Genomic DNA, 26,796 nt, shown 5'->3' on the forward strand with positions numbered 1-26,796 from the left:
CGTGTGCGCCTGGATCGCACGGGCTTTTAGGGTGCTGGGGTAGTTCACCCGTGCGGCTTTGAGCTTGGCGCGTGTGTCGCGCTCGTGCCGCGCGGCTGCTTTGCTCGCCACTCGCGCCGCACGGCGGCCGGCGGCGAATGGGTGTTCGACGCGGCGCGCGCGGTGAGTTGCTGCGACTTGGCGGTGGCGCTTGTAGACCGCGCGGCGTTGTGCTCCTTCTGCGCCGCCATCAACGCCTTGAGGTGCTCCGGGGTGCGCAGCTTGTTCCGCCGGTCCGCCTCAAGATCCCAGCGGACCGCGAACGGAACACAGACGGGCGCGAGCGAATCCAACGCGCTGTTGGTGGCGTTGGTGGTGGTCGACCATGCTTGTTTCCAGTCCACGAAAGGGTCCTCCAAGACCGTGGATGAGGGCCGGTGCGCCGTCGCATGGCGTCACCGGCCCGCCCGAGTTGCAGGGAGCGATGCCGTCGGTTGCGCCGACAGCACCGGTTGAACCCCTGCAACCGCCTTTGACCTGCGAAGTTGCAGAGTTGAGCGGCGGGGAGGGGTGGGGCCCTACGTGCACGCGCGCGTAGGGCGGCGGAAAATCGGGCCGTGCAACCCCCTCGCGGGGCCCTCAACGGCCGTTCAAGGGCCGGGGGGTCTTGCCCCACACGCGAGGGGGGTCGGACGCTCTGCGAGCCGTCTACGACTTCCCGTTCAGTGCTTGGGTCGTGCGAGGCGGAGGGTGATGCCGCCGATGCCGATCGGTCCGGCGGTCTGGGCGATGACGGTGGCCGTGTGGGCGGCGGCATCGAGCAGCGCGCACAGGGCGATGACCAGCCCCCACCCGCCCATGGCGGCTGCTGCTGCGACGACGAGGGGGAACAGGTAGCGGCGCAGCGGGCGACCGGCCGGGCCGGTGGTGTGGACGACGATGACGACGGGCTGCCCGGTGGCTTGGGCGCGGCGGTAGTCGTCTGCGGGGATGTGCGGGGCGTGGATCCCCGGCGGGTCACGGTGTGCCATCAGGACTCCTTCGGGCTGTCCGGGAACGCGCAGGGCGAGCACGTGCCGAGCGAGGGCGGGATGACGTATCCGGCATCGCGGCGGCAGGCGGGGCAGGTGCGGCGGGCGGCGTTGGCCTTGGCCAGAGCCGCCCACCGGGCCGGGGTCATCGGCCGGACCGGCTTCGCTTGGTCGATGCGGTAGAGGTAGGCGACCAACGGGCCCCGCCGACGCCGGGGCCGCTCCACCTGAGCCGCCACCCCCTGCCCACCGGGACGAAGCCCGAGAGCGCGGAGCTGGCGGTAAGTGGCGTAGCCGTCGGGGGCGAGCCGCCACCGGTAGGCGGGCAGCGCGGCCATCACTGACCCGCGATGGCGAGGTCAGCGCGACCGCCCGCAGCGGGGTCGCGGTGTTCGGCGTAGCGGTGGGAGACCCAGCCGACCGACCAGCCGCACAGCTCCGCTGCCTGGCGCACCGACAGCCCCGCGGCGAACGCGGCGGCAACGATCGGGCGCGCCTCCTCCTCCAGCAGCTTGCTCTCCGCCGGGCCGCGCTGAAGCAGCGCGGCGCGTTCACGCGCGGCCTGTTCGGCGCGCTCGCGCTGCTCGGCCTCGGCCTGCTGTCGGGCCTGCTGTTCACGCCTCAGCCGCTCTTGTTCACGCTGTTCACGCTCGCGTTCACGGCGTTCACGACTCTCCCGCTCGGCAGCCTCCGCCCGCTCGCGGGCGTCCCGCTCCTCGCGCCACTGCCGCTCTTTCCGCTCCGCTTGCTCGCGGGCCAGGGCGGCTTCGTGTTCACGCTGTTCACGCGCCAGCATCGCGGCGTGCTCGCGTTCCTCGCGGGCCCGGCGGGCGGCCTCTTCCTGCCGCTCGATGGCGGCGCGTTCGCGGGCTTCCCGCTCGGCTTGCTTCTTGGCCTCCAGCGCCAGTGCGGCGGCGGTGATCGCGCGCCGGTAGGCCAGGCCGGTCTCTGCCGTGACGATCAGCAGCAGCGGCGCGACCGCATGCACAGCCACGCCCACCAGGTCTTTCTTAAGGGCGGAGTCCGCGATGTTGAGGGCGAGGGTCATGCAGCCGGTCATCCACCGCAGGGCGATGGGCCACCGTCCGCCATCGCCCCCGAGCCGGGCGAGCACCGCGTCCAGCCGGACCACGATGACCACGGCGGCATCGACCACGAGGGGCAGGATGGGTGCGGTCCAGTCCCACCGGTCGGGGGTGTGGGCGGCGGCGAGCGGTGTGACGGTGAGGATCGAGTAGAGCATCGCGCCCGCCACGATCAGCCACGTCCCGGCCGACAGGGCGCGCTCGGCTGAACGGATCTGAACGGCGTTCACGCCCCCACCCCCGCCCGTGAACGGACCCGGGTCGCGGCGATCAGCACGACCGGGGAAGCGGGGTCGTCGGGGATCTTGCTGTCCTCGGTCCACGTCCACTCAGCGCCCGGTACCGGCTCGAACCCGAGCACGCTGAGCGCGTCCGCGCGGTCCGTGAACGTCGGTACCGTGTCGCCGCTGAACGCGCACTCGGGCCACGGCTCGGTGGTGTTCATCAGAGCGACGTACAGGCGCCAGCGGCCCTCACGGACGGACATCTGCGCGGTGAACTCCCGCGCGCTCTCCTGCCCGCTCACGCCGCACCACCCCGGTGCGCCTCCGTCGCCTGGTGTGCCAGCGCGGCGAGCAGCCGACGACGGGCCCGGCGGATCCGGCGGACGTCCAGCTCCGTCGGGGTCCGGTCCATGGTGACGATCTGCGCGTCCAGCAGCTCGACGCCGGCCAGGATGACGGGCATCTCCTGCTCGATGGCGTCCAGTTCCGCGTTCGTCGGCTCCATGTAGTCGGCGAACGCGGTAACAGCGTCCTGAACAGTAACGATGTGGCTCATTGGGTCGTGTGTCCTTCCACAGGTGAACGGCCCGAACAGCGGCTCCGGTGTTGCAGCACCGGGGCCGCGCGCCGTTGAAGTCGGAACATCCGGCTCCCCTCTGCGCTGCTCGTGCGAGACGAGCAGCGGAGGCAACCGGCCGCAGCGAAGCGCTGCGGTGGTCGTGGTCGTGCGGGTGTCTCCTTCGGGAACGCGGGCTCCCGGTTCAGGCATATGGAGACGTGACCTTTCGGTCTAAGCCCTCCGGTTGACCAGGGGTCCGGGTCCCTCGGCCCGCTCTGTCCCGGGCCCCTTCACCTCGGCCAACCCTGAGAAAGCACAGGAATGCCCGAGGCGCTGTAGCCATTGTCCGTACAATGGCTACATACGAGATGCTGGCAGAGCGGTAAGCGGATCGCAAGGGCATTGGCCACATTGACTAGACAATGGAGTCGGTGAGCGGCTTCCATGGGAGGCATGGCAGTGACTCGTCTCGGGCGAAACCCGATGTATCAGCAGATCGCGGACGCGCTGCGAGAGCAGATCACGTCCGGGAAGCTCGAACCAGATGCGAAGCTTCCGACGGAAGCGGAGTTGCGCGATCAGTACGGCGTGTCACGGGAGACCGTGCGCAAGTCGCTCGCTCAGCTCGTGAACGAGGGGCTCGTCATCTCGGCGCGTCCGCAGGGTCACTTCGTCCGACGTCGCAGGCCGATGGTGTTCCGCCCTCAAGCGGAGTTCCGGAAGCGGCCGTATTCGCCGGAGATGGACGCCTTCATGACCGAGTACTCGGCAGAGGGGCGCGAGCCACGGCAGGAAATCGAGGTGGCCATCGTGGAGCCACCGGAGGACGTAGCCAAGCGACTTCGCTTGGAGCCGGGCGAACTGGTCGCGGTGCGGAAGCGCGTGCGCTACCTCGATGGCGAGCCGTTCAACATCAATGACAGCTACTTCCCGCTCGCCCTCGTGCGTGACTCGGAGATCATGCGTCCGGAGGACATCGCTCGCGGCGCCAACCAGGTTCTAGCCGAACTCGGGTATCGGCAGGAGCGAGCGCTGGATGAGTTGTACGTCCGGATGCCCACTCCTGAGCAGGTGCATCGGCTTGACCTGGGTCCCGGGACGCCGGTCGGGGTTCATGTCGTCACCGGCCACACAGCCGAGGGGAAGCCGGTGAGGGTCGCGGTGACGGTGCTCCCGGGCGACCGACACGTGATCTCGTACGAACGACAGCGCGAAGCGCCGAACGAGGACGCATGAATGACCTGTTCATCCGCGCTGGGCGCCCCGACGAACTGGGCGCCGTGGAAGCGCTGCTGCGCGAAGCATCAGCCTGGCTTGCCTCGCGCGGCATCGACCAATGGCAGTACCCGCCGCACCGTGACCGCATCACGGCGGCCCTGGAGCGAGGAGTGTGCTTCCTCGCGTTCGAGGACGGTGAGCCGATCGCGACCATGCAGGTGGACGACTTCGCGGACCCTGAATTCTGGACCCCGGACGATCAGCCGGATGCGGCCCTCTACGTTCACCGTATGGCTGTGACACGCGAGACCGCCGGCGTAGGCGTCGGCGGCATGCTGCTGGATTGGGCGTCGGAACGTGCCGCGTCGCAGGGCAAGCGATGGTTGCGGCTGGACGCGTGGAAGGACAACCAGGGCTTGCACCGGTTCTACAAGGACGCAGGCTTCACACTTCTCCGCACCGTGGATCTCCCACACCGCAGGTCGGGTGCCCTGTTCCAGCGGCCGACCGGACTGGTGCCTGACATCAGCAGTTGACATCAACAGCCTGCCGAGTGCACACAGACGAGTGGCCCCGGAGAGATCCGGGGTCGCTCGCGTATCTCAGCAGGCGAAAAAGAGGCTGCCCGCGAGCCCGGCGGGGGGTGCTCCTCTTCGCGAGGATCCAGGGCGACACCGCTGGGCCCTCCCTGGGCCCTCCGAGGGCGACAAGCAACGGCCAACAACGACCAATCATGACAGCCCAACCGCAGGTCAGTTGGGGCATGCACCCTGCTGACCAGGCCCGGCAAACGGGCCCGCCAGACCCAGGGCAAGAAGAAGTAGTCGCCCGCTCGGAGCAACTCGCTCCAATCTCTCGGAGCAAGCCTCCTACCAGCGGTTTCCACCCCTGGTAGGGGGCTTTTTCCCGCGCTAGACGGTCAGCGGCACGGCGTGGATCTCGTCCGCCTTGTGCCCCGCGCGTTCGTGGATGCGCTGCACCGCCTCCGCCGAGGGCGCCTCGGAGAGGCAGTAGACGGTGCCGGACTCCGGATCCGCCCAGGCCCGCTCGAAGTGGACCCCCTCGTCCTTCTCGATGGCGAGGTCCGCCTTGTGGGCCTCGTGCAGCTGGTCCGACGTGATGCCCTGCATCCCGTGGTGTACGTCCATGAACCGGGCCATGGCACGCCTCCTTCCGGTCCTCCTTCCATGCTGCGCCTCCACCGGCCCGCGAGCACGACGAAGCCCGCGAGCACGACGAAGGGCCCCGGCAGCCGCGCCGGGGCCCCTCACCGTCGTACGCCCTTCACCGTCGTAAGAGCAGAAGCACTCAACCGCACTGGCACGGGTTGCCGGACTGGCAGCCGCACTGGCATCCCGACCCGCAGCCGCACGCGCCGATCAGCATCAGGTTCTGGATCTCGGCGGGCTGCTCGGTCGGGCGTTCCTGCGTGGGGTCGGGTGTGGTGCCGGGCGTGCCGGGGGAGTCGGCCATGGTCCCTCCTCGTCGAGGCTGGTGCCTGTTCCCCATTGCATGCCCGCTCCACTGGGCGCATCAACGGCGCACGGGGGCTCTCACGCACGCCCCCGAGCGGTGTCAGGCCCCTTCCACGCCCTTCACGGCCGCGATGTCCTGCTGGAGATTGTCGGCGTGCTCGCCCGTCACCAGGAACACCACCCGCTTGGCGACCGCCACCGCGTGGTCGGCGAACCGCTCGTAGTAGCGGCCGAGCAGGGTGACGTCCACGGCGGTCTCGATGCCGTGCTTCCAGCGCTCGTCCATCAGGTGCTGGAAGAGCGTGCGGTGCAGCAGGTCCATCGCGTCGTCGTCGGTCTCCATCTGGAGCGCCAGGTCGACGTCCTTGGTCACGATGACCTCGGCGGCCTTCGCCATCAGCCGCTGCGCGAGCTGGCCCATCTCCAGGATCGTGGCGTGCAGATCGTGCGGAATGGCCCGCTCCGGGTAACGCAGCCGGGTGAGCTTGGCCACGTGCTGGGCCAGGTCGCCGGAGCGCTCCAGGTCGGCGGACATCCGCAGCGAGGTGACCACGATCCGCAGGTCGGTCGCCACCGGCTGCTGACGGGCGAGCAGGGCTATCGCCCGCGCCTCCAGGTCGTGCTGGAGGTCGTCGACCTTCTGGTCGGCCTCGATCACGCTCTCGGCCAGCTTCAGGTCGGAGTCGAGGATCGACGTCGTGGCGCGTCCGATCGCCGACCCGACCAGGCGGGCCATCTCCACCAGGCTGTCGCTGATCGAGTCAAGTTCCTCGTGGTACGCGTCCCGCATGAGGGTTCCCTCTCGTACGTGTTTCTTGGGGTTCCGGGGGCCGGGGCCAGTGTGCACGTCCTGCTGAACCGGCGCTATCGCACCCCACGCTCTCACCGTCCGACCCGCACGCGTCCGTTTCTGCCACCCCAAATGAACCATCGCTGGCACCAAGGTGAACTCTGGGCGACGAGTGTTCGAGCTCGCACTCGGATGGCTGTGGCCTGGACCGAACCCGTGCCTAACCTGGAAGCATGGACGTGAACGCGGCGGTCGCCGCAGCGGCAGCGATTGCCGGGGTACTCACCGGCGTGGTCGCCATGCTGGCGTTCCGCTGGAGCGAACGCGACCAGGCGCGACCCACCAGAACCTCCCTGCACACCGATCCGGTACTGCCCCCCGGCGTCGACACGGTCCTGTCCGTACTCCGCTCCTCCGCGGTCGTACTGGACGAGGCCGACGCCGTCGTCAAGGCGAGCTCCGCCGCGTACGCCCTCGGGCTGGTGCGCGGCGGACGGCTCTCCGTGGAACCGATGCTCCAGATGGCCCGGGACACCCGGCGCGACGGCGAGATACGCCAGGTCGAACTGGACCTGCCCCGGCGCGGCACCGGCCGCGGCGAGGCCCTCGCGGTCTCCGCCCGGGTGGCGCCGCTCGGCTCCCGCCTGGTGCTGCTGCTCGTCGAGGACCTCACCGAGGCCCGGCGGATAGAGGCGGTACGGCGCGACTTCGTCGCCAATGTCAGCCACGAGCTCAAGACCCCCGTGGGCGCTCTCTCCCTGCTGTCCGAGGCCGTCATGGACGCCTCCGACGACCCGGAGGCCGTGGAGCGCTTCGCGGGGCGCATGCAGATCGAGGCGACCCGGCTCACCAACCTCGTCCAGGAGCTGATCGACCTCTCCCGGGTGCAGAACGACGACCCGCTGGAGGACGCCGAGCCTGTGCGCGTGGACGAACTGGTGGCCGAGGCCGTCGACCGCTGCCGGCACGCCGCCGGCACCAAGCAGATCACCATGGCGGCCGGCGGCACCGCCGACCTGAGCATCTGGGGCCACCGCGGCCAGCTCGCCGCGGCCCTCGGCAACCTCGTCGAGAACGCCGTCAACTACTCGCCCGCCCGGACCCGGGTCGGTATCGCCGCCCGCCGGCTGACCGCACCGGGCGGCGACCATATCGAGATCGCCGTGACCGATCAGGGCATCGGCATCTCCGACAAGGACAAGGAGCGCATCTTCGAGCGCTTCTACCGCGTCGACCCGGCCCGTTCCCGTGCCACCGGTGGCACGGGGCTCGGGCTGGCGATCGTCAAGCACGTGGCCGCCTCGCACGGCGGGGAGGTCACGGTGTGGAGTTCCGAGGGACAGGGCTCCACGTTCACCCTGAGACTGCCGGAGGCGGGCGCGGCCCGCGACCGAGCTCAGCAGCATCCCGCCCTCGACGACGAGGCCGGGCGCCCCGCCGATCCGTCCCACGACACACCCCCCGAGTCAGCCGCGTACCAGACGCTTTCCGCCCCGGAGGTCCATCCGTGACCCGAGTGCTCGTCGTCGAGGACGAGGAATCCTTCTCAGACGCCCTGTCGTACATGCTCCGCAAGGAGGGCTTCGAGGTCGCCGTCGCGTCCACCGGGCCCGACGGTCTCGACGAGTTCGAGCGCAACGGCGCCGACCTCGTCCTGCTCGACCTGATGCTGCCCGGCCTGCCGGGCACCGAAGTCTGCCGCCAGCTGCGCGGCCGCTCCAATGTCCCCGTCATCATGGTGACCGCCAAGGACAGCGAGATCGACAAGGTCGTCGGCCTGGAGATAGGAGCCGACGACTATGTCACCAAGCCGTTCTCGTCCCGCGAGCTGGTCGCCCGGATCCGGGCCGTCCTGCGCCGCCGCGGCGAGCCCGAGGAGGTCACCCCGGCCGCCCTGGAGGCGGGTCCGGTCCGTATGGACGTCGACCGCCACGTGGTCACGGTCTCCGGCTCGAAGGTCGACCTCCCGCTCAAGGAGTTCGACCTCCTGGAGATGCTCCTGCGCAACGCGGGCCGCGTCCTGACCCGGATGCAGCTCATCGACCGGGTCTGGGGCGCCGACTACGTCGGCGACACCAAGACCCTCGACGTCCACGTCAAGCGCCTGCGCGCAAAGATCGAACCCGACCCGGGCGCACCGCGGTACCTGGTGACGGTGCGGGGGCTGGGCTACAAGTTCGAGCCGTAGGCCGTCTGACGGGCGGTACGACGAAGGGCGGGACCCTCAGGGGGTCCCGCCCTTCTCCGTCGTACGGTCGCTCAGTGGCCGGCCGCGGCGTGCGACTCCGTGGCCGAGGCCGAGGCGGCGTCGGTCGGGGTGCCGGTGGCGCCCTCGGCCGGCTCGCCCGTGGCCTCGCCGGTCGCCTCGCCCGTCGGCTCCGTCGTCGGGGACGCGCTGTCCTCACCCGGCGCGGACGGGACCGCGGTCGGGCCCCAGCCGGTGAAGTAGCTCTCGGCCGGGACGACGAAGGCGCGCAGGGACACGTCGCCGGTCTCGCTGAAGGTGAAGGTCATCGGCTGGGCGTTGCCGTCCTTGACGTTCTCCGGCGTGCCGGAGAGCAGGGCGGAGGCGTTGCCCGAGCCACCGAGGGTGAGCGAGCCGCCGGCCGGGATGGACAGGCTCTTGCCCTTGGCGGGCTTGAGCTCCAGGGGCTCGTCCGCCCCCTCGATGGTGATCGACTCCAGGGTCTGGGCGCGGGTGCCCTCGTTGAAGAGGGTCGCGGCGACCACGGCCGGGTCGCTCGCCTCGGGGTCCGGCTGCGTGATGATCACGGCGTTCTGGACCTTGATGTCGCCGACCGTGGTGGCGGCGTTGTCCGGCTTGACTTCCAGGGTCTGTGCGTTGTTGCCGGCTCCGCACGCGGCGAGCGGAAGAATCGAGAACGTGATGGCGGCGGCGGCGATGACGCCGCGTCGAAGGCTGCTGCTCACGGCGGCGGCAACTCCTTGACTCGAACGGGGCGGGCGCATAAAGCCGCCCTAAGTGTCTGTCAGCGCGCTTAGGTTACCGAGCCGTTCCCGCCCCGCCGCACCCGACCCTCCCCTGGACCCCACAAGAGTCTTCGGCCGGCCCCGCGGAAGCGTCCCGCTTCACCGGTCCCGTCGCTCACAAGTGACCCACGAGTCACTTTGGCTCCGCAGCTGTCTGTCATTCACATAAGTCCCGTGGGCATACCCACGACACAGGCTCGCGAAATTTCCGTGAAGGAATGCGCGACCCTCCGGAAATTGATCACCGACCGTGCTCGCCGACCCCTCGTGATCAATTCCGGAATCGTCCGGTACCCGCCTCCGGCCCCCGAACGGAGTAGCGGAAGTCGCACACATGGAACCGGACATATCAGGATGTTCGGCCGCTTGACGGCGCCTCCTGATGTGTGTGACGGCCGCGTTTCACCTCGCCCGGAGAGCCGCTCCGACCTGCGAATTCCTTGTTCCGGTCAGCCCGCGCAGCACGTTCCTGTCGCTGTTGTCAAGCCCCGAGATATGCCCTGACCTGCGAAAACACCATTCAGAAGCTGCGGTTTCCGTGTTACTCTGGATAGCCACGGAAGGGGTACCTGTCACATGACGTTCAAGGTTGGCGACACCGTGGTCTATCCCCATCACGGGGCCGCGCTGATCGAGGCCATCGAAACTCGCCAGATCAAAGGCGTGGACAAGACCTACTTGGTGCTGAAGGTCGCCCAGGGTGACCTGACGGTACGTGTGCCAGCGGACAATGCGGAGTTCGTCGGCGTGCGTGATGTGGTCGGCCAGGACGGGCTGGACCGGGTCTTCGAGGTGCTGCGCGCGCCGTACGCCGAGGAGCCCACGAACTGGTCTCGTCGTTACAAGGCAAATCTGGAGAAGCTCGCCTCCGGCGATGTCATCAAGGTCGCGGAAGTCGTGCGTGACCTGTGGCGTCGTGAGCGTGAGCGCGGACTGTCCGCCGGTGAGAAGCGCATGCTCGCCAAGGCCCGCCAGATCCTGGTGAGCGAGCTCGCCCTCGCGGAGAACACCAACGAGGACAAGGCCGAGGCGCTCCTCGACGAGGTCCTCGCGTCCTGACGCCCGCAGCCAGCAGGCTCAGCCACTCAGCACATTGAAATGCCGCGGTGCCCGATGACATACCCACGTCGCCGGGCGCTGCGGCATGTTCGTTGGTGCGTGCCGTCTCACGCCGTGCATTCCTCGTGCACTCCTCGGGGGGAGCTTCCCCCGATACTTGGCGTGCCGGGCCCGGGCAGCTGGCTCGACCAGGGTCACGGAAGGGTCCGGTCAAGGCGTCGCGCCCGGCACTGCCCAGGCCATACCCACGCCAGGCCAGCACACAAACCTGACAGGAACCGATGTCTGACGAATCGCGCCCTTCGCCCGCGCAGGCCCGTGCGACCACCCCCACGGCTGCCGTGATCCCGGCCGCCGGCCGCGGGGTACGCCTCGGTCCCGGCGCCCCCAAGGCACTCCGCTCGCTGGGCGGCACCCCCATGCTGATCCACGCGGTGCGCGCCATGGCCGCCTCCCGAGCCGTCTCCCTGGTCGTCGTCGTGGCCCCGCCCGAGGGCGCCGCCGAGGTGAAGTCGCTGCTCGACGCACATGCCCTGCCGGAGCGCACCGACTTCCTGGTGGTCCCCGGCGGTGACTCCCGCCAGGAGTCGGTGAAGCGGGGCCTGGACGCGCTGCCGCCCGAGTACGGCATCGTCCTCGTGCACGACGCGGCCCGCCCGCTCGTCCCGGTGGACACCGTCGACGGCGTCATCGAGGCCGTACGGGACGGCGCCGGCGCGGTGGTCCCCGCGCTGCCGCTCGCGGACACCGTCAAGGAGGTCGAGTCGGCCGGCGAGGGCGAGCCCGAGCGGGTCGTCGCCACCCCGGACCGGGCCCGGCTGCGCGCGGTGCAGACCCCGCAGGGCTTCGACCGGACGACCCTGGTCCGCGCCCACGAGACGGTCACCGACCGCGTCACCGACGACGCCGGCATGGTCGAGCAGCTCGGCCTCCAGGTCGTGGTGGTCCCCGGCCACGAGGAGGCCTTCAAGGTCACCCGCCCGCTGGACCTGGTCCTCGCCGAGGCGGTCCTGGCGCGCCGGAGGCTCAACGATGGCTTCTGAGGCGCCCCTGCTGCCCCAGGTCGGCATCGGCACCGACATCCACGCCTTCGAGGAGGGCCGCGAGCTGTGGTGCGCGGGCCTGAAGTGGGAGGGCGAGGGGACCGGGCTCGCCGGTCACTCCGACGCGGACGTCGTCGCGCACGCCGCGTGCAACGCGCTCTTCTCCGCGGCGGGCCTCGGCGACCTGGGGCAGCACTTCGGCACGGGACGGCCCGAGTGGTCGGGCGCCTCCGGCGTCGTCCTGCTCACCGAGGCCGCGCGCATCGTCCGCGCGGCCGGCTTCACCATCGGCAACATCGCCGTCCAGGTCGTCGGGCCCCGCCCGAAGATCGGCAGGCGCCGCGACGAGGCCCAGAAGGTCCTCTCGGAGGCGGCGGGCGCGCCGGTCTCCGTCTCGGGGGCGACGACGGACGGACTGGGGTTCCCCGGTAGGGGTGAAGGTCTGATGGCGGTGGCGACGGCGCTGGTGGCCAGAACACCGGGCTGACAGTTGTCCACAACCGTCGGAGGCACCCGCCCGCGCCTACTACCCTGGACACGTGACTATTCGCCTGTACGACACCAGCGCCCGGCAGATCCGTGACTTCACCCCGCTCACGCCGGGTTGTGTCTCGATCTACCTGTGCGGTGCCACCGTGCAGGCGGCCCCGCACATCGGCCACATCCGGTCCGGGCTGAACTTCGACATCATGCGCCGCTGGTTCGAGTACCGCGGCTACGACGTCACGTTCATCCGCAACGTCACGGACATCGACGACAAGATCATCACCAAGTCGGCGGACCAGGGCCGCCCGTGGTGGTCCATCGGCTACGAGAACGAGCGCGCGTTCGACGACGGTTACACCGCGCTCGGCTGCCTCCCGCCGACGTACGAGCCGCGCGCCACCGGCCATGTCACCGAGATGGTCGAGATGATGCGCGGCCTGATCGAGCGCGGCCACGCCTACGAGGCCGACGGCAACGTCTACTTCGACGTGAAGTCCTTCCCCGAGTACCTGCGCCTGTCCAACCAGGAGCTGGACAACCTCCTCCAGCCCTCCGGCGAGGGCGAGACCGGCAAGCGGGACTCCCGGGACTTCGCGATGTGGAAGGCCGCCAAGCCGGGCGAGCCGAGCTGGGAGACGCCGTGGGGCCGCGGGCGCCCGGGCTGGCACCTGGAGTGCTCGGCGATGGCGCACAAGTACCTGGGCTCCGCCTTCGACATCCACGGCGGCGGCCTCGACCTGATCTTCCCGCACCATGAGAACGAGATCGCCCAGGCCAAGGCCTACGGCGACGAGTTCGCCCGGTACTGGGTGCACAACGCCTGGGTCACCATGAGCGGCGAGAAGATGTCCAAGTCGCTCGGCAACTCCGTCCTCGTCAGCGAGATGGTCAAGGCCTGGCGCCCCATCGTGCTGCGCTACTACCTCGGCACCCCGCACTACCGCTCGATGATCGAGTACAGCGAGGAGGCCCTGCGCGAGGCCGAGTCGGCGTTCACCCGCATCGAGGGCTTCGTTCAGCGCGTGGTGGAGCTGGCCGGACACGCCGTGGAACCGGCCGCCGAGGTGCCCACCGCCTTCGCCGAGGCGATGGACGACGACCTGGGCGTCCCGCAGGCGCTCGCCGTCGTGCACACCACCGTCCGGCAGGGCAACTCCGCCCTCGCCGCCGACGACAAGGAAGCCGCAGTGGCCCGCCTCGCCGAGGTGCGCGCCATGCTCGGCGTCCTGGGCCTGGACCCGCTGGACCCGCACTGGGCGGGCGACAGTGACCGCGGCGAGGACCTCAGCAGCGTGGTCGACAGCCTCGTACGCCTGGTCCTCGACCAGCGCGAGGCCGCCCGGGCCCGTAAGGACTGGGCCACCGCGGACGCCATCCGGGACCAGCTCAAGCAGTCGGGACTGGCCATCGAGGACGGTCCGCACGGGCCGCGCTGGAGCCTGACCGCGCGCTGAGCGCAGTGATCGATTGTGCCGCCCGGCCCTCCGGGCGGCACACTGCATAGACGTACGTACTTCACCGCCACACAGAGACAGGTAGGTCATGGCCGCGAACAACCGCCGCATGTCCGGCAAGAAGGGCGCGCAGGTCGGCAGTGGCGGCCAGCGACGCCGGGGCCTGGAAGGCAAGGGTCCGACGCCGCCCGCCGAGATGCGCAAGGGTCACAAGAAGAACCGCCTCGCCACCTCCAAGGCCAAGCAGACGGCACGCCGTCCCGCGCCGCGCGGCCGCGGCGGCAAGGGCACCTCCGAGATGGTCGTCGGGCGCAACCCCGTCGTCGAGGCGCTGCGCGAGGGCGTGCCCGCGGTGACGCTGTACGTCCAGCAGTTCATCGACAACGACGAGCGGGTCCGCGAGGCCCTCCAGCTCGTCGGCGAGCGCGGCGGCATCCACCTGATGGAGGCCCCCCGCCCCGAGCTGGACCGTATGACCAACGGCCTCAACCACCAGGGCCTGGTCCTCCAGGTCCCGCCGTACGAGTACGCCCACCCCGAGGACCTGGCCAGCGCCGCCTACGACGAGGGCGTGGACCCGCTCATCGTCGCCCTCGACGGGGTGACGGACCCGCGCAACCTGGGTGCCGTCGTCCGCTCGGTGTCCGCCTTCGGCGGTCACGGCGTCGTCGTGCCGGAGCGCCGCGCGGCGGGCATGACCGCCGGCGCCTGGAAGACGTCGGCCGGCACCGCGGCCCGCACCCCCGTCGCCCGCGCCACCAACCTCACCCGCGCCCTGGAGGCGTACAAGAAGGCGGGCATCGCCGTCGTCGGCCTCGCCGCCGACGGAGAGCACGAGGTCGGCGAGCTGGCGGCCCTGCACGGTCCCGTCGTCATCGTGGTCGGCAGCGAGGGCAAGGGCCTGTCCCGACTGGTCGGCGAGACGTGCGACTTCCGGGTGCGGATCCCGATGCCCGGCGGCGCCGAGTCGCTCAACGCCGGTGTGGCGGCGGGGATCGTGCTGTACGAGGCGGCGCGCCGGCGCGGCTGAACATCCGTCCGTACCGTCGCCCGTGCGGGGCGTTCCGGTCGTCCAGGCCCCGCTTGACGCGGTCCGGACAGATCCAGCAGGTCAAAGCAGTGTCCAAAACACACGTCACTCGGTTAGATGAGTGTGGACACCAGAACACCCCGCACACCCACGGGGGATCCCTCGTCGGGTTTCGACGACGCTCCCGCGCTGAGCATGGTGAAGGTGCCGAGCGATCCGGCGCAGATCATCGTCAATCATGCGAGTTTCCGCGTGCAGTTGGGCGCGTCGGCGAGGCGCAGCCAGTCGCCGCGGATCGCACGGCACTTGAGCGCCACCGAGGACACCGCCCGCGTCCCCGTGGTCGGCACCGGGACCCCCGCCCGTCGTCGGGCCGTCGTCTGGAGCGGCAAGTCGGCGCCCGACGACACCGGCGCCCACCGGCTCCTGCAGGCGGTGCGGGGCGCCGGCGTCGGCCACCCGGACGAATCGGCCGACGCGGGCGCCACCCAGGTCATCCCGCGCGTCGACGCCAACGACGGCTACCACGACGACGGTTACGACGATCTCGCGCAGACCGTCGAGTCCCCCGTGGTCGGCGCCCAGCGCACCTCGCCCGACGGCGACAGCACCCGGCTGCTGCCCGACATGCGCCAGGTCGGCAGCGCGTACGACGAGGAACGCGCTTACGACGAGCAGGAGTTCGCGGAGCCGGAGGACGGCTCCCGGCCCCGGCGGTACGGCGACGACCCCGCGCGGCACGCCTACTACCCGGGCCGCCGCATGAACCTGGGCGTCGTCCTCCTCCCGCTGCGCATCTTCCTCGGCTTCATCTCCATCTACGCCGGCATGGGCAAGCTCTGCGACCCCGTCTACTTCGACGGCGGCAAGCGCGGCTCGATGGTGAAGTGGCTGAACACCCTGCACCCCTGGGACGTCGCCGAGCCGCTGCGCCAGTTCGCGCTCGAGCACCCCGTCGGCTCCGGCCTGGTGATCGCCTTCTTCCAGGTGATCGTGGGCGTCCTCACGGTGCTGGGCTGCTGGCAGCGGGTCGCCGCCGTGGTCGGCGCGCTGCTGTCGGCCGCGCTGCTGGTCACCGTCAGCTGGAAGAGCGTCCCCGCCTACGACGCCCCCGACATCATCTATCTGGCCGCCTGGTCGCCGCTGATCATCGCGGGCGCCCCCGTCTACTCCGTGGACGGCCGCCTCGCGGGCAGCGCCTGGCGCCGCCTCGGCCCCCGCGCCGACATCTGGGACCTGCGCGCCTACGTCCTGCGCCGCGGCGCCCTGGTCTCCGCCATCGTCATCGGCCTGACCCTGCTGATCGGCTCGCTGCTCGGCGGTGCCGTCCGCGACGCCGACCGCGTGGTCGTCCCCGGCCCCGGCGAGGCCCCGCGCAACGAGCTCCCCGGCTCCCCGCTCCCCTCGGAGCCCGGCGAGCGCCGGCAGCGCACTCCGTCGGCCTCCACCGCCCCGAGCCAGGCTGCCACGTCGGCGCCCGCGACCGGGGCGGCCACCACCCCGGAGGCCACGCGGGAGACCAGCACGGCGGGCACGCCCAGCCAGACCCAGGGCACCGGCGGCGGCCAGGCGCCGCCCCAGCAGTCCTCCCCGGTGGACGAGGCCCCCAGCACCACCTCGGGTCCCACCTCGGGCGGCACCACCGGAGGCACCGGCACGCCGGGCGGCACGGGAGGCGGAGGCAACTCCGGTGAACCGGGTCTCGTAGGCGGCCTGTTGGGGTAGACGGGCCGGTGGGCGGGATCCTGGGTTAGCCCACCGGCAGCACATCAGAACCCACCGTTCCCCGCGCCCCTGAGGGGGCGCGGGGAACTGCGCGACCGGCCCTTCGCGGCCCGCGCTAGGAGCGGAGAGCCGACAGCTCCTTGGCGGCCTCGGTGAGATCCTTCGCCGTGTCGATGGCTCGCCAGTACGCGCCCTGAGGCAGCGGGAAGCCCGCGAGCCTGAGCTCCCGGGCCAGGCGCGGGAACGTGGTCCGCTCGTGATCCCCCCGCTCCGGGAGCATCCCGGCGAACTCGGCGGAGAAGACGTACACCCCCGCATTGATCTCGTACGTCGTGGGCGGCGCCTCGATGAAGTCGGTGACGTGCCCGAAGCCGTCCGTCTGCACGGCGCCCCAGGGGATCCGGGGCCGGGCCAGCGCCAGGGTGGCGACGGCGTCGCGCTCGGCGTGGAAGTCGGCCATGTCCCGCAGCGAGAACCGGGTCCAGATGTCGCCGTTCGTGGCGTACCAGGGCCGGTCGGGGTGGGGCAGATGCGCGGCGGCGTACTTGAGGCCACCGCCGCGGCCGAGGGGCTCGGTCTCCACGACCGTGGTCACCGAGCAGGGCAGCTCGGCACCCGCCAGCCACTCCTTGAGGACGTCCGCGAGGTGGCCGCAGCTGACCACCACGTCGGTCACGCCCTCCTCCGCGAGCCAGGCGAGCTGATGGCCGATGATCGGCGTCCCCGTGCCGGGGATCTCGACCATCGGCTTGGGCCGGTCGTCGGTGTACGGACGCAGGCGGGAGCCCTGGCCTCCGGCGAGAATCACGGCTTGCGTGGGGCGGGTGGCGGCGTTCGGGTCGGTCATGTGCCGAACTGTATGTGGCCCTGTGGCCCACCGGGGTGGGGGGTGCGTGTTGTGCGCGGGTACGGCGCCGAGGGGGGCCGGGCCCGCGGCCCCGGCCCCCCTTTGCTCGTCAGCGGTGGGCCGCTGCCACGCCGGTGGCGAAGGCGGTGTCGCAGACCGGGCGGGCGTAGGACTGGGCGCGTACCGGGCCGTAGACGCGGACCGCGGCGCGGCCCAGGGCGCGGGCGATGGAGGCGCAGTGCTTGGCGAGCGCCGGGCGGCCGTCGACGGCCTGCTGGAGGTGGGTGAGCGCGACGCCCGGGTTCTCCCGGGTGAGCTCGGCGATGAGCTGGTCGCGCAGGACGTCCTGGGGGGTGCGGGAGCGGGAGCCGGGCTTGGCGTCCGACACCGACGCGTCCGACGCCGTGAGCACCGAGTTCGAGGGGGTCCCCGACCAGTTGACCCGAGTGACCGCGAGGGTCCCGGAGAGCACCAGGACGACGGGCAGGACGAGGGCGAGGGAGCGGCCGATCCGATGGGCGGGGCCCCGGCCGCGTCGCGTCTGTTGGTTAGTGGAGTGCTTCACGCGAGTGAGGGTAGCGCCCGGTAATGATTTGGCGACATTTAGTCACCGGTTCGGGGGATGAAGAGGTGCCTCCTTTGGGTAAGGGGTTGACGCTCACTGCTCGAAACGGGCGGTATGCCGGGGTATTTGTCGACAACGAAAACGGGCCCCGCGGCGGTCCGCGGGGCCCTTCTCGTCAAACCTGGGCGAGTCAGTCGGAGAGACGCTCACCCGTGGAGGTCGAGAACACGTGGGTCTCGCCCGGCCGCGGCACGACGTGCAGCGTGGCGCCCTTCTCCGGAACCGCGCGGCCGCTGACGCGGACGACCAGGTCCTTGAGCTCGTCGCCGACCTTCGCGCTGCCGTAGACGTAACCGTCGGCGCCGAGCTCCTCGACGACGTTGACGGTGACCGCGAGACCGGCCGGCGCGTCCTCGGTGCTCTTGGCCAGGGCGGTGGCCGCGCCGCCACCCTGCTCGACGATGTCGAAGTGCTCGGGGCGCACGCCCACGGTGACCGTGCGGTCGCCCTTGTCGGCGGCGGCCTTGAGGGCCTCACGGTTGACCGGGACGACGCTGTTGCCGAACTTCACACCGCCGTCGGTGATCGGGACCTCGACCAGGTTCATGGCGGGGGAGCCGATGAAGCCGGCGACGAAGAGGTTGGCCGGACGGTCGTACATGTTGCGCGGGGAGTCGATCTGCTGGAGCAGACCGTCCTTGAGGACCGCCACGCGGTCGCCCATCGTCATGGCCTCGACCTGGTCGTGGGTGACGTAGACCGTGGTGATGCCGAGACGGCGCTGGAGCGAGGCGATCTGCGTACGGGTCGAGACACGGAGCTTGGCGTCGAGGTTCGACAGCGGCTCGTCCATGAGGAAGACCTGCGGCTCACGCACGATCGCGCGGCCCATCGCCACACGCTGGCGCTGACCGCCGGAGAGCGCCTTCGGCTTGCGGCCGAGGTACTCGGTGAGGTCGAGGATCTTCGCCGCGTCCTCGACCTTCTGGCGGATCTCCGCCTTGTTGACGCCCGCGATCTTGAGCGCGAAGCCCATGTTGTCGGCGACCGTCATGTGCGGGTAGAGCGCGTAGTTCTGGAACACCATGGCGATGTCCCGGTCCTTCGGCGGCAGGTGGGTGACGTCACGGTCGCCGATGCGGATCACGCCGGAGTTGACGTCCTCGAGCCCCGCCAGCATGCGGAGCGAGGTGGACTTGCCGCAGCCGGACGGGCCGACCAGGACGAGGAACTCCCCGTCCTCGATCTCGATCTCGAGCGCGTCTACGGCGGGCTTCTCGGAACCCGGGTAGATCCGGGTCGCCTTGTCGAACGAAACAGTGGCCATGGTGAAGGGCCCCCTTCTACCGGCAGGAACGTGCCGGACGATCCGTTGTAGGAAGGTGGTGGTGTAGTCCAGACGAGTGGACTGCCCTCGGACGGTACCTGCCGTTCACCTGGTCTGTCAGTACCCGGACCCCTGTGAACTTCGCGGAAATTTTCGACTGGGTCACTCCCGGTCCTGGGTACACTGCTCGGGCACGTACGTGCGCGCCTCCTTAGCTCAGCTGGTCAGAGCGCCGCTCTTGTAAAGCGAAGGTCGTCGGTTCGAATCCGACAGGGGGCTCTCCTTTCCCCTGCCGTGGCACCCTCCGCGGCCGTACCCTGGTCGGCACGACGGAACCGCGCCGGCTTGGGGAGGTCACGGGGTGAGAGGTCCGGAACGGGTCCGCAACGAGTTGGCAGTGGCCATCGTGGACACGCTTCAGGAGTCGGCGACGGTGAAGCAGGCCAGCAGCCGCGAGTTATGGCGGGAGATGCTCGCCGGCGAACTGGGCTCGCCGGTGGAGCCGTTCAGCGGTGACCGGCTGCGGCCCTGGCTCCTCCAGGTCGTCAAGGCGTGCATGACCGTCGTTGACGGTACGGCGTGTCTGGTGCGGTCGCTGGAGTACGTGGAACAGCAGTCGGCCTCGGTCGCCGCGTTATGGCCGCTCGTGGACGAGTGGGAGGCCGTCGACTTCTTCAACAGCGCCGACCTCGGCCATCTGCGGCCGGTCCTGGAGTCGGTGCGCTCCGCCGAGCTGGCCGCCATGGCCCGGCGCGCGAGCCGCTCCCGGGTGCAGGAGCTGCCGTCCTGGTGCCAGACGGGCTGGCAGGTCTTCCTCCGGCTGGCCGGTGAGAACTCCCCGCCCGGCGAGCTGCCGCCGAGCATGGCCTTCCTGGCGCTGTCCGCCGACCGGCTGATGGAGGAGGGCCGCGCGGAGGCCGCCGAGGAGCTGCGCCGGTTCAACCGCGGCCGGGCCCAGGAGCTGTGCGTGGAGGACCGGCTGGCGGAGTGGCAGCACTCGGAGTTCCCGCAGCCCCCGCCCTCGCTGGTGCCCGCCTATCTGATGATCCAGTTCGAGCCGGACCGGAACGAGGCCGACCGCTACTACCTCTCGCACTGGCGCCAGTCCGACTCCGAGGGCTGGCACCCGGTGCGCGGCGAGACGGTCCATCTGGGCCGCGCGGAGCTGCCGGGGGCGGTGGAGCTGCTGATCGAGGAGTCCGAGGAGCGCTGGGCGGACCTGCGTCAGCCGGTGATCCTGGAGTTCGTGCTCCCGTGGGAGCTGCTCAACGAGCCGGTGGAGTGGTGGGCGAAGGACTCCGGCCACCCCGAGCCGACACCGCTGGCCATGGACTACCCGGTGTTCGTGCGCTCGCTCGAAAGGCTGCAGCGCGCCGCCTGGCACCGCGCCTGGCACCACAAGTGGCGGCAGCTGAAGGAGCGCCCGGCGGACAGCCACCCGCACTGGGGCCGGCCGCCGCAGGACGGGGCGTACTTCTTCCATCTGGAGCGGGAGCTGAAGGAGGACCGGCAGGCGGTCTGCCTGGTGCTCAGCGAGCCGCCGGGCGACGACTCGGGCACCGGGCGCCGGGAGGTGCTCGCCGGGCTGCGGGCGGGGGTGCCCGCGATGATCTGGCACCGTACGGACTGCTCCGACGCCGGCTTCCAGGACGCGATCGGCGAGATCCTCCAGGACCGGGGGCTCGGCTCACTGGCGGAGAGCGTGTGCAAGTGGCGCAACGACGCGCTCGCTCTCGGGCCGGAGCGCTGGGACGGGCACGTGGGCCGGCATCTGGCCATCCTGCTGGACGATCCCGAGCGCAAGCCGGGTCCCACGGGGCCGGTGTAGCGGCGATGACGTCGCAGAGCGGGATCGGGCGTCTTCTGCCGCCCGGCGGCGGCCTGTTGCCGATCCGCGCAGCCAAGTGGCAGACGGCCTTGCACCCGACTGTGCGCGGTGCCACGCTGGACGCGAGAAAGACCGGCGAGCCAGACACCGCAGGGGGGCGCGTTTTATCCGCCGATTCATCCGCCGATCGACTGTCCCATTTGTGCTCCCTCCCCCTGTGGCCTGCCGTCTTGCACTGTATGCAGACCACTGCCAGGCTTGGCACGTGGATGTCACGCATGCCCGCGGAGTACGGGATTCCTCTTCGGTACCCCTTTCGTCCTCGGGCCTTACCGGACGCTCTGAGAGCGCTTATGCAGTGTGACGATGTCCCACGATCAGCGGCGGAAACGGCGTCTGACGAGGCGTCACTCGACGTCGTGCCGCACGTCCTGAGCGAACTGGCGCGCTCACTTCCCGCGCACCCTCCGTCCGTGCTGCTGGTCGTGGACGACCACGCGACCATGCGGGTGTGGCGGGAGACGGTCGAGAAGCTGGCCGGCGATCTCGCCCGCGAGGAGCGGCTGGGCGAGATCAACACCGTACGACTGCTCAGTTCGGATGACACCGAGCCGGCTCGGATCCGGCTCGAACAGCTGCCGCCCGCTCCTTCCGAGCGCCGGGTGGTGCTGGTGCTGACCGACGGGCTCGCCGCGGGCTGGCGGTCGGACGCGGTGCTTCCGCTGCTGCGCGAGCTCGGGCGGGCCGAACCCCTCGCGGTGCTGCATCTGCTGCCCCAGAACCTGTGGTCGCGGGCCGGCCTCGATGTGAACCGGATGCGGTTCAGCAGCGCCCGCCCCTGGGCCGCGAACGACGCGCTGCGCTGGGAACTGCGCGCCTCCCCCCTCGAACCCGTCGACGACCCGGACGCCCGCTCCGGTGTGGTCCCGGTGCCCGTCCTGGAGCCGACCGAGCACTCCCTGTCCGGCTGGGTGGACCTGGTGACCAGGGGGACCGGCGACTGGGTGGAGATGTCCGGAGTCCGGGCCCGGGACTGGAAACGCCGGGCGGACGCGGCGCGGGCCGTGCCCTGGGTGGAGGACGTGCCCGACCCGGCGAGCGGCGTACCGCCTTGGGAACGGGTCTCGGACTTCCGGGCCGCCGCCTCCCCGAAAGCCTTCAGCCTCGCCACCCGGCTGGCGGCCGCGCCGCTGACGCTGCCGGTCATGAACGCGGTCACCGCCTCGGTGCCCGGCGCCGGACCCGCCCATCTGGCCGAGCTGCTGATGAGCGGTCTGGTACGGCCCGCCGGCGCGGACGCCGAGCGCGCGGCCGACGTGGCCTTCGTGTTCGGGCCCGACATCCGCCAGGAGTTATTGGCGCTGTCCCGGCGCAGGGACACCGCCCGGGTGCTGCACGACGTACGCGGACTGCTCGCCGCCGCGCCCCAGGACGCCGAACCCGTCCTGCCCGCCCCCGAGGAACTCCTCGAAACGGTCGACGTGCCCTCGGTCACCCGCCGCAATGTCGCCTTCCTGCGCGTCGAACTGGCCGCGCTGCGCGCCCTGTCCGGGCGGTTCCTGCCCCGAGCCGAACGCCTGGCCCGCGCCCTGCGCGAGTACGACCGGCAGAACTCCGTGAGCCTGCGCAAGGGCGTGGGCTCCCGCACCTCTCCGCAGAGCGGACGCCCCGCCGTCGAACAGGTCCCGACGGGGGCCGGGACAACTTCAGAAGGAGACACGGCCATGACCGCCACGCATACGCAGCCCGCGGTGGAGAGCGGGCGTTCGACGCCGCGCATCTGGGGCAACATCCCGCCGCGCAACCCGAACTTCACCGGCCGCGTGGACCTTCTGGAGCGACTGAGCGAGCGGCTGCGCGAGGGCACCACCACCGTGCTGCCCGAGGCGATCCACGGCATGGGCGGTGTCGGCAAGACCCAGCTGGCCATCGAGTACGCCTACCGCCACCAGTCGGAGTACGACGTGGTGTGGTGGATCCCCGCCGAGCGGCCCGGCCAGATCGGGCAGGCCCTGGTGGAGCTGGCCCAGCGGCTCGGTCTGGTCACCAGCGCCGAGGCCAATGTCGCCGGGCCCGCGGTACGGGAGGCGCTGCGCGAGGGACGGCCGTACTCCCGCTGGCTGCTGATCTTCGACAACGCCGACAGCCCGGACGTGGTCCGCGACTACTTCCCGACCGGGGGCAGCGGCACGATCCTCGTCACCTCCCGCAACCGCCGGTGGAGCGTGGTCGGACCCTCCCTGGAGGTCGATGTCTTCACCCGCGAGGAGAGCAAGGAGCTGCTGCGCCGCTCCGGGCCCGGCGACCTCGACGACGCCGAGGCGGACCGGCTCGCCGACGCCCTCGGGGACCTGCCGCTGGCGCTGGAGCAGGCCGCGGCCTGGCGGGCGGAGACCGGGATGCCCGCCTCGGAGTACCTGCGGCTGTTCGAGCACAAGCGTGCCGAACTGCTGGAGGTCTCCCCGCCGCCGGACTACCAGCTGCCGGTCGCCGCCGCCTGGAACGTCTCCCTGGACCACCTGGAGATCCGCAGCCTCACCGCGCTCCGGCTGCTCCAGCTGTGCTCGTACTTCGCGCCCGACCCCATCTCGCGCTCGATCTTCTCCGGCCTGGGCGGCTCCACCATCGACCCGGCGCTCGACCGGGCCCTGAACGACCCCATGCGGCTCGCCCGCGCCATCCGGGAGATCAACCGGTACTCCCTCGCCCGTATCGACCACCGCACCAACTCGATCGAGATGCACCGCCTGGTCCAGGCCGTGCTGATCCACCGTATGACTCCCGAGGAACAGAACCGCATGCGCAACGGCGCCCACACGCTCCTGGCCGCCGCCGACCCCAAGGGCCCCAACCAGGCCGCCAACTGGCCGCGTTACGCCGAGCTGTACGGCCATGTGATCGCCTCCGACGCGATCGAGTCCGACCAGCCGTGGGTCCGCGAACTCGTGATGAACGTCGCCCGGTACCTCTGGTACTGGGGCGACCACAAGGTGGCCCGGGAGTTCACCGAGCAGGCGTGGCAGACCTGGCAGGAGCTGTTCGGCGAGGAGGACCAGCAGACCCGGCTGATGGGCTGGTGGCTGTGCTTCCTGTACCTGAAGGTCGGACGGTACGACGACGCCTCCCAGCTGGTCGCGCAGTTGAAGGACATCTACGCCCGGACCGCGCCCGAGGAGCGGGAGGACACCCGCGAGGACGCGCTGGAGGCGATGATGCTGGAGGCGGCGGTACGCCGGGTCCAGGGGGACTTCGCCGCCGGTGCGGAACTGGACGAGATGGCCTACGACCGGGCCCGCCGCGCCTTCGGTGACGACGACCCGACGACGCTGGGCACCGCGCACAACCTCGGCGTGAGCCTGCGGCTGGTGGGGGAGTTCCAGCGGGCGCTGGAGCTGGACCAGCACACGCACGCGCTGAAGACCCGGCTGTACGGCCGGGATCACCACCAGTCGCTGATCACCGAGGGCAGTATCGCCATCGACGTCCGGGAGACCGGCGACTACGTCGGCGCGCGCTCCCTGCAGGAGGCGGTGGTGGACGGTTTCCGTCCCGTCTTCGGCGCCGGGAACCCCTCCACGCTGCAGACCCTGCGCCAGCTGGGCGAGGCCTGCCGCAAGGAGGGCGACCACGCGACGGCGCTGGACCTGGCCCGGGAGTCCTTCAACCAGTTCACCCGCCGCTACGGCGACACCCACCCCGAATCGCTGACGGCGGCGCTGGCGCTGTCCGTGGCCCTGCGGCACAACGGCGAGCTGGAGGCGGCCCGGGACCGGGGCACGAAGACGAGCGAGCGTTTCCGCCGCGTGTTCCGGGCCGATCACCCCCATGTGCTGGCCGCCGATGTGGACCTCGCGGTGACGCTGCGGCTGCTGGGCCGGGCCGAGGAGGCGCGGGTCCTGGACGAGGAGGCGCTGGCGTCGCTGACGGGCCGGCTGGGCGAGAGCCATCCGATCGCCCTGGCCTGTGCCATCAACCTGGCCAGCGATCTCAGCGCGCTGGGGCGGATCGCCGAGGCGCGCGAACTGGGCGAGCGCACCCTGGAATTGAGCCGCGGCCGGCTGGGCGACAACCACCCGACGGCGCTGGTGTGCGCGGCGAACCTCTCCCTGGACCTCGCGGCGCTGGGCCTGGAGGACGAGGCGGAGCTGCTGCGGGCGGACACGCTGGCCCGTATGGAACAGGTCCTGGACGCCCCCCGGCTGCGGGCGGCGGAGCCGGCACCGCACCCGGCGACGGTGCAGGCCCGGGCCCGGGAGCGGGCCAACTGCGACATCGACCCGATGCCGCTGTAACCGGCGCTACGACGCCAGCCAGGCCGCCAGGGCGACCGGGTCCGGCGGTGTTCCGGTGGCCGCGGTCACGGCCCGGTGCACCGCTCGGGCCCGTTCCGGGTGGTGGCGCAGGAAGTGGGCCGCCGTGGGCGCCGCCCCCATGAGGGTCAGCGCCTGGGACAGGCCCGACCAGGCCGTGGGATGGTCCGGGTCGGCCAGCAGGTGGGCCGTGTAGGCCTCCCGGGCCGCCGGTGCCTCCCCCGCGGCCAGCAGGGCGTCCGCCCGCAGCGCTCCGGTCACCGTGGCCGCCGCCTTCTCCGGGTCCTCTCCCGACAGCCGGTGGCGGGTCAGGACCGCCAGGGTGTCCAGCCAGCGGGCCGATGCGTCCGTCGCCACCTCGGGGGTGGCCGCCAGGGAGCGCGGCGGAGCCGGGGCGCCGGACAGCCACGCCCGGGTCGCCTCCTCCACCGCCCGCCGCGGTGGCCGCAGATGGTGGGCGCGCCAGCGGGTGGCGTGGTCGGCGGCGCAGACGCGGGCCAGGGCCAGGGGGGAGTCGGGGACCGGTTCGTCCAGCCAGCGGGTGCACAGGGCGTACAGGCGGTCCAGGAGCTGGGCGCCCAGGGGGGTGAGGCGGGGGTTGCGGTGGACTTGGCGCAGGGCCGTGGTGACATGCGCCCGCCACAGGGCGAACTCGAAGTGCGCCATGGGGGTCGCCGCGCCGGAGGCCAGGCGGTGGGTGCGCCAGAAGCGGGCGATGCCCACGAAGGCGTAGATGCCCTGCAACAGGCCGTCCAGGGGGCGGGGGTCGTCCCGCCAGGGGGCGTACCAGAGTTCGGGGGCCTCGGCGGTCTCCTCGGTCAGCAGCGGGGTCAGGTGCAGCAGGCCGCCGAGCTTCGTGTGCTGGAACTCGTGGATCAGGGTCACCGCCAGTTGCACCGCGTCATCCGGCTCCGAGGATTCGATGCCGCCGAAGGCATCCCCAGCCGTCACACTGCGTGGCCGAAACCTTTCCCTCGCGGGGCCCGGAGTCAGGGACAACAGCCCCCTCCGCATGGCCTCAGCGGCCCTCGGCTGTTCCTCCAGCAGAACCGCCCAGGCCCGCTCCAGTACCCGCCGCCACTGCTCCGCGGTCTCCTCGGGCAGCGGACGCGGCTCCGTCGGCCGGGGATAGGTGCGGTACGGGTCGATGTCGTCCAGCGCCAGGACCAGCCGGTGGTGGGCGGGGCCGACGGTCAGGCGCCGCAGCGGATGCCAGCCCGGCGCCTGGGTGTCCGGCGGCGACGGTACGGCGACCTCGGCACCCGGTGCCGCGACGACCGCCCGGCCCGCCCGGGCCCGTACCGTCGCCGTCGTCCACGGCTCGGCCGCGGGCAGTTCCGCGCAGCCCAGGGTGGGCAGCGGGACCCGGCCGTGCCGCATCGGGACCTCGATCGAGAAGTCCAGCTCCGCGCGTAGCGCCGCCACTGCGGCCAGCGCCGCCGCATGACCCAGCACCACCCGCAGCGGGGGGCCGGCCTCGGGCGCGCTGCCGCGCAGCCGGCGCAGCGCGGTGGCCAGCCACATGCCGGTCTGCGGGTACATCAGCAGCTCGTCGACGACCTCCGGCGCCCGGCGCTGTGCCGCGCTGAGCAGTTCCCAGGCGGGGCCGATGCCGGTCGCGTCGTCGAGCATCCGTAACAGCAGCAGCCGGCGGCTGCGTTCGGCGGCGAGGAGCAGGCCGACCGTGGCCGGACCGCCCTCGCCGCAGCTCAGTTCGTCCAGGGCGGTCGACGGCAGACGGTGGTGGGGAAGCGTGGGATCAGCGCGCAT

At 71.2% G+C, this 26,796-nt stretch carries 26 protein-coding genes and 1 tRNA gene; 13 read left to right on the forward strand and 14 right to left on the reverse strand.

Features of this window, described 5'->3' with window-relative positions; all coding sequences use genetic code 11:
- Positions 1–44: 44 nt before the first annotated feature.
- The 6 genes from ACWD11_RS14565 to ACWD11_RS14590 all read right to left on the reverse strand — a co-directional run bounded on the left by ACWD11_RS14565 (position 45) and on the right by ACWD11_RS14590 (position 2,875).
- Entirely contained in the window at positions 45–383 is a 339-nt protein-coding gene (locus ACWD11_RS14565) for a hypothetical protein (RefSeq protein WP_451283231.1), read from the reverse strand.
- Positions 384–701: 318 nt separating this feature from the next.
- Positions 702–1,010, reverse strand: a complete 309-nt coding sequence (locus ACWD11_RS14570) for a hypothetical protein (RefSeq protein ID WP_451283232.1) — start codon at positions 1,008–1,010, stop codon at positions 702–704.
- Positions 1,010–1,348 carry an RRQRL motif-containing zinc-binding protein gene (locus tag ACWD11_RS14575; protein WP_451283234.1) on the reverse strand — a complete coding sequence of 113 codons (339 nt, stop codon included), beginning with the start codon at positions 1,346–1,348 and terminating at the stop codon, positions 1,010–1,012. The genes ACWD11_RS14570 and ACWD11_RS14575 overlap by 1 nt, the downstream gene beginning before the upstream one ends.
- Positions 1,348–2,325, reverse strand: a complete 978-nt coding sequence (locus ACWD11_RS14580) for a DUF2637 domain-containing protein (RefSeq protein WP_451283236.1) — start codon at positions 2,323–2,325, stop codon at positions 1,348–1,350. Before ACWD11_RS14580 ends, ACWD11_RS14575 begins: the two co-directional genes overlap by 1 nt.
- Positions 2,322–2,621, reverse strand: coding sequence for a DUF6303 family protein (locus tag ACWD11_RS14585; protein ID WP_451283238.1), 300 nt, complete (start codon positions 2,619–2,621; stop codon positions 2,322–2,324). The genes ACWD11_RS14580 and ACWD11_RS14585 overlap by 4 nt, the downstream gene beginning before the upstream one ends.
- The gene (locus ACWD11_RS14590; RefSeq protein WP_451283240.1) at positions 2,618–2,875 is read right to left on the reverse strand and encodes a DUF6284 family protein; all 258 of its coding nucleotides are present in this window, start codon (positions 2,873–2,875) and stop codon (positions 2,618–2,620) included. Before ACWD11_RS14590 ends, ACWD11_RS14585 begins: the two co-directional genes overlap by 4 nt.
- A 456-nt stretch (positions 2,876–3,331) precedes the next feature.
- Here ACWD11_RS14590 and ACWD11_RS14595 point away from each other — a divergent pair, with 456 nt between their 5' ends.
- Both ACWD11_RS14595 and ACWD11_RS14600 read left to right on the forward strand, forming a co-directional pair.
- Complete coding sequence (locus tag ACWD11_RS14595; RefSeq protein ID WP_399352674.1) at positions 3,332–4,114, forward strand: GntR family transcriptional regulator; 783 nt, start codon at positions 3,332–3,334, stop codon at positions 4,112–4,114.
- Positions 4,111–4,632, forward strand: coding sequence for a GNAT family N-acetyltransferase (locus tag ACWD11_RS14600; protein ID WP_451283242.1), 522 nt, complete (start codon positions 4,111–4,113; stop codon positions 4,630–4,632). Before ACWD11_RS14595 ends, ACWD11_RS14600 begins: the two co-directional genes overlap by 4 nt.
- Positions 4,633–5,007: 375 nt before the next feature.
- On the opposite strand, the gene ACWD11_RS14605 is transcribed toward ACWD11_RS14600, so the two are convergent.
- The 3 genes from ACWD11_RS14605 to phoU all read right to left on the reverse strand — a co-directional run bounded on the left by ACWD11_RS14605 (position 5,008) and on the right by phoU (position 6,361).
- Complete coding sequence (locus ACWD11_RS14605; protein ID WP_451283244.1) at positions 5,008–5,256, reverse strand: SCO4226 family nickel-binding protein; 249 nt, start codon at positions 5,254–5,256, stop codon at positions 5,008–5,010.
- A gap of 148 nt (positions 5,257–5,404) precedes the next feature.
- Positions 5,405–5,569: a hypothetical protein gene (locus tag ACWD11_RS14610; protein WP_389418065.1), complete on the reverse strand. Its 165-nt coding sequence runs from the start codon at positions 5,567–5,569 to the stop codon at positions 5,405–5,407.
- A gap of 102 nt (positions 5,570–5,671) precedes the next feature.
- Positions 5,672–6,361: a phosphate signaling complex protein PhoU gene (phoU, locus tag ACWD11_RS14615; RefSeq protein WP_351982500.1), complete on the reverse strand. Its 690-nt coding sequence runs from the start codon at positions 6,359–6,361 to the stop codon at positions 5,672–5,674.
- A 233-nt stretch (positions 6,362–6,594) separates the two neighbouring features.
- On the opposite strand from phoU, the gene ACWD11_RS14620 reads away from it, so the two are divergent.
- Together ACWD11_RS14620 and ACWD11_RS14625 are read left to right on the forward strand one after the other, a co-directional pair.
- Positions 6,595–7,872 carry a sensor histidine kinase gene (locus tag ACWD11_RS14620; RefSeq protein WP_389418066.1) on the forward strand — a complete coding sequence of 426 codons (1,278 nt, stop codon included), beginning with the start codon at positions 6,595–6,597 and terminating at the stop codon, positions 7,870–7,872.
- Entirely contained in the window at positions 7,869–8,549 is a 681-nt protein-coding gene (locus ACWD11_RS14625; RefSeq protein ID WP_127179272.1) for a response regulator transcription factor, read from the forward strand. The genes ACWD11_RS14620 and ACWD11_RS14625 overlap by 4 nt, the downstream gene beginning before the upstream one ends.
- Positions 8,550–8,620: 71 nt before the next feature.
- On the opposite strand, the gene ACWD11_RS14630 is transcribed toward ACWD11_RS14625, so the two are convergent.
- Positions 8,621–9,292 carry a DUF461 domain-containing protein gene (locus ACWD11_RS14630; RefSeq protein WP_451283246.1) on the reverse strand — a complete coding sequence of 224 codons (672 nt, stop codon included), beginning with the start codon at positions 9,290–9,292 and terminating at the stop codon, positions 8,621–8,623.
- A 636-nt stretch (positions 9,293–9,928) separates the two neighbouring features.
- On the opposite strand from ACWD11_RS14630, the gene ACWD11_RS14635 reads away from it, so the two are divergent.
- From ACWD11_RS14635 to ACWD11_RS14660, 6 genes are all read left to right on the forward strand, one after another.
- On the forward strand, positions 9,929–10,411 hold the full coding sequence (locus ACWD11_RS14635; protein ID WP_003953493.1) for a CarD family transcriptional regulator: 483 nt from the start codon (positions 9,929–9,931) through the stop codon (positions 10,409–10,411).
- A 281-nt stretch (positions 10,412–10,692) separates the two neighbouring features.
- Positions 10,693–11,454: a 2-C-methyl-D-erythritol 4-phosphate cytidylyltransferase gene (ispD, locus tag ACWD11_RS14640; protein ID WP_451283247.1), complete on the forward strand. Its 762-nt coding sequence runs from the start codon at positions 10,693–10,695 to the stop codon at positions 11,452–11,454.
- A complete protein-coding gene (ispF, locus tag ACWD11_RS14645; RefSeq protein WP_389418069.1) occupies positions 11,444–11,941 on the forward strand; it encodes a 2-C-methyl-D-erythritol 2,4-cyclodiphosphate synthase in 498 nt (165 codons plus the stop codon). The genes ispD and ispF overlap by 11 nt, the downstream gene beginning before the upstream one ends.
- 52 nt (positions 11,942–11,993) lie before the next feature.
- Positions 11,994–13,394, forward strand: coding sequence for a cysteine--tRNA ligase (cysS, locus tag ACWD11_RS14650; RefSeq protein ID WP_389418070.1), 1,401 nt, complete (start codon positions 11,994–11,996; stop codon positions 13,392–13,394).
- An 88-nt stretch (positions 13,395–13,482) separates the two neighbouring features.
- The gene (gene rlmB, locus ACWD11_RS14655) at positions 13,483–14,424 is read left to right on the forward strand and encodes a 23S rRNA (guanosine(2251)-2'-O)-methyltransferase RlmB (RefSeq protein ID WP_389418071.1); all 942 of its coding nucleotides are present in this window, start codon (positions 13,483–13,485) and stop codon (positions 14,422–14,424) included.
- 117 nt (positions 14,425–14,541) lie between these two features.
- The gene (locus tag ACWD11_RS14660) at positions 14,542–16,149 is read left to right on the forward strand and encodes a DoxX family membrane protein (RefSeq protein WP_451283250.1); all 1,608 of its coding nucleotides are present in this window, start codon (positions 14,542–14,544) and stop codon (positions 16,147–16,149) included.
- Between the two features lie 115 nt (positions 16,150–16,264).
- Here the strand turns inward: ACWD11_RS14660 and ACWD11_RS14665 are convergent, their stop codons facing one another.
- The 3 genes from ACWD11_RS14665 to ACWD11_RS14675 all read right to left on the reverse strand — a co-directional run bounded on the left by ACWD11_RS14665 (position 16,265) and on the right by ACWD11_RS14675 (position 18,888).
- Positions 16,265–16,996, reverse strand: a complete 732-nt coding sequence (locus tag ACWD11_RS14665) for a nucleotidyltransferase family protein (protein WP_389418073.1) — start codon at positions 16,994–16,996, stop codon at positions 16,265–16,267.
- A gap of 109 nt (positions 16,997–17,105) precedes the next feature.
- Positions 17,106–17,561, reverse strand: a complete 456-nt coding sequence (locus ACWD11_RS14670) for a hypothetical protein (protein WP_389418074.1) — start codon at positions 17,559–17,561, stop codon at positions 17,106–17,108.
- A gap of 190 nt (positions 17,562–17,751) precedes the next feature.
- Positions 17,752–18,888, reverse strand: a complete 1,137-nt coding sequence (locus tag ACWD11_RS14675) for an ABC transporter ATP-binding protein (protein WP_389418075.1) — start codon at positions 18,886–18,888, stop codon at positions 17,752–17,754.
- 205 nt (positions 18,889–19,093) lie between these two features.
- Here ACWD11_RS14675 and ACWD11_RS14680 point away from each other — a divergent pair.
- The 3 genes from ACWD11_RS14680 to fxsT all read left to right on the forward strand — a co-directional run bounded on the left by ACWD11_RS14680 (position 19,094) and on the right by fxsT (position 25,008).
- Positions 19,094–19,167: transfer RNA gene (locus ACWD11_RS14680), tRNA-Thr, on the forward strand.
- Positions 19,168–19,249: 82 nt separating this feature from the next.
- Positions 19,250–20,716 (forward strand): VMAP-C domain-containing protein, encoded by a 1,467-nt coding sequence (locus tag ACWD11_RS14685; protein ID WP_389418076.1) that lies wholly within the window; start codon positions 19,250–19,252, stop codon positions 20,714–20,716.
- A 353-nt stretch (positions 20,717–21,069) separates the two neighbouring features.
- Positions 21,070–25,008, forward strand: coding sequence for an FxSxx-COOH system tetratricopeptide repeat protein (fxsT, locus tag ACWD11_RS14690; RefSeq protein WP_451283252.1), 3,939 nt, complete (start codon positions 21,070–21,072; stop codon positions 25,006–25,008).
- 6 nt (positions 25,009–25,014) lie between these two features.
- Here the strand turns inward: fxsT and ACWD11_RS14695 are convergent, their stop codons facing one another.
- On the reverse strand, positions 25,015–26,796 hold the full coding sequence (locus ACWD11_RS14695; RefSeq protein ID WP_451283254.1) for an HEXXH motif domain-containing protein: 1,782 nt from the start codon (positions 26,794–26,796) through the stop codon (positions 25,015–25,017).

This window comes from Streptomyces sp. NPDC002776 (assembly GCF_053592195.1).

What these genes read in the sequence shown, in the direction of transcription:
- ACWD11_RS14570 (WP_451283232.1), bottom strand. Translation starts at nt 1,010, where the DNA reads ATGGCACACCGTGACCCGCCGGGGATCCACGCCCCGCACATCCCCGCA.
- ACWD11_RS14575 (WP_451283234.1), bottom strand. Translation starts at nt 1,348, where the DNA reads ATGGCCGCGCTGCCCGCCTACCGGTGGCGGCTCGCCCCCGACGGCTAC.
- ACWD11_RS14590 (WP_451283240.1), bottom strand. Translation starts at nt 2,875, where the DNA reads ATGAGCCACATCGTTACTGTTCAGGACGCTGTTACCGCGTTCGCCGAC.
- ACWD11_RS14595 (WP_399352674.1), top strand. Translation starts at nt 3,332, where the DNA reads ATGGCAGTGACTCGTCTCGGGCGAAACCCGATGTATCAGCAGATCGCG.
- ACWD11_RS14600 (WP_451283242.1), top strand. Translation starts at nt 4,111, where the DNA reads ATGAATGACCTGTTCATCCGCGCTGGGCGCCCCGACGAACTGGGCGCC.
- ACWD11_RS14605 (WP_451283244.1), bottom strand. Translation starts at nt 5,256, where the DNA reads ATGGCCCGGTTCATGGACGTACACCACGGGATGCAGGGCATCACGTCG.
- ACWD11_RS14610 (WP_389418065.1), bottom strand. Translation starts at nt 5,569, where the DNA reads ATGGCCGACTCCCCCGGCACGCCCGGCACCACACCCGACCCCACGCAG.
- phoU (WP_351982500.1), bottom strand. Translation starts at nt 6,361, where the DNA reads ATGCGGGACGCGTACCACGAGGAACTTGACTCGATCAGCGACAGCCTG.
- ACWD11_RS14620 (WP_389418066.1), top strand. Translation starts at nt 6,595, where the DNA reads ATGGACGTGAACGCGGCGGTCGCCGCAGCGGCAGCGATTGCCGGGGTA.
- ACWD11_RS14635 (WP_003953493.1), top strand. Translation starts at nt 9,929, where the DNA reads ATGACGTTCAAGGTTGGCGACACCGTGGTCTATCCCCATCACGGGGCC.
- ispD (WP_451283247.1), top strand. Translation starts at nt 10,693, where the DNA reads ATGTCTGACGAATCGCGCCCTTCGCCCGCGCAGGCCCGTGCGACCACC.
- ispF (WP_389418069.1), top strand. Translation starts at nt 11,444, where the DNA reads ATGGCTTCTGAGGCGCCCCTGCTGCCCCAGGTCGGCATCGGCACCGAC.
- rlmB (WP_389418071.1), top strand. Translation starts at nt 13,483, where the DNA reads ATGGCCGCGAACAACCGCCGCATGTCCGGCAAGAAGGGCGCGCAGGTC.
- ACWD11_RS14660 (WP_451283250.1), top strand. Translation starts at nt 14,542, where the DNA reads ATGAGTGTGGACACCAGAACACCCCGCACACCCACGGGGGATCCCTCG.
- ACWD11_RS14665 (WP_389418073.1), bottom strand. Translation starts at nt 16,996, where the DNA reads ATGACCGACCCGAACGCCGCCACCCGCCCCACGCAAGCCGTGATTCTC.
- ACWD11_RS14675 (WP_389418075.1), bottom strand. Translation starts at nt 18,888, where the DNA reads ATGGCCACTGTTTCGTTCGACAAGGCGACCCGGATCTACCCGGGTTCC.
- fxsT (WP_451283252.1), top strand. Translation starts at nt 21,070, where the DNA reads ATGCAGTGTGACGATGTCCCACGATCAGCGGCGGAAACGGCGTCTGAC.
- ACWD11_RS14695 (WP_451283254.1), bottom strand. Translation starts at nt 26,796, where the DNA reads ATGCGCGCTGATCCCACGCTTCCCCACCACCGTCTGCCGTCGACCGCC.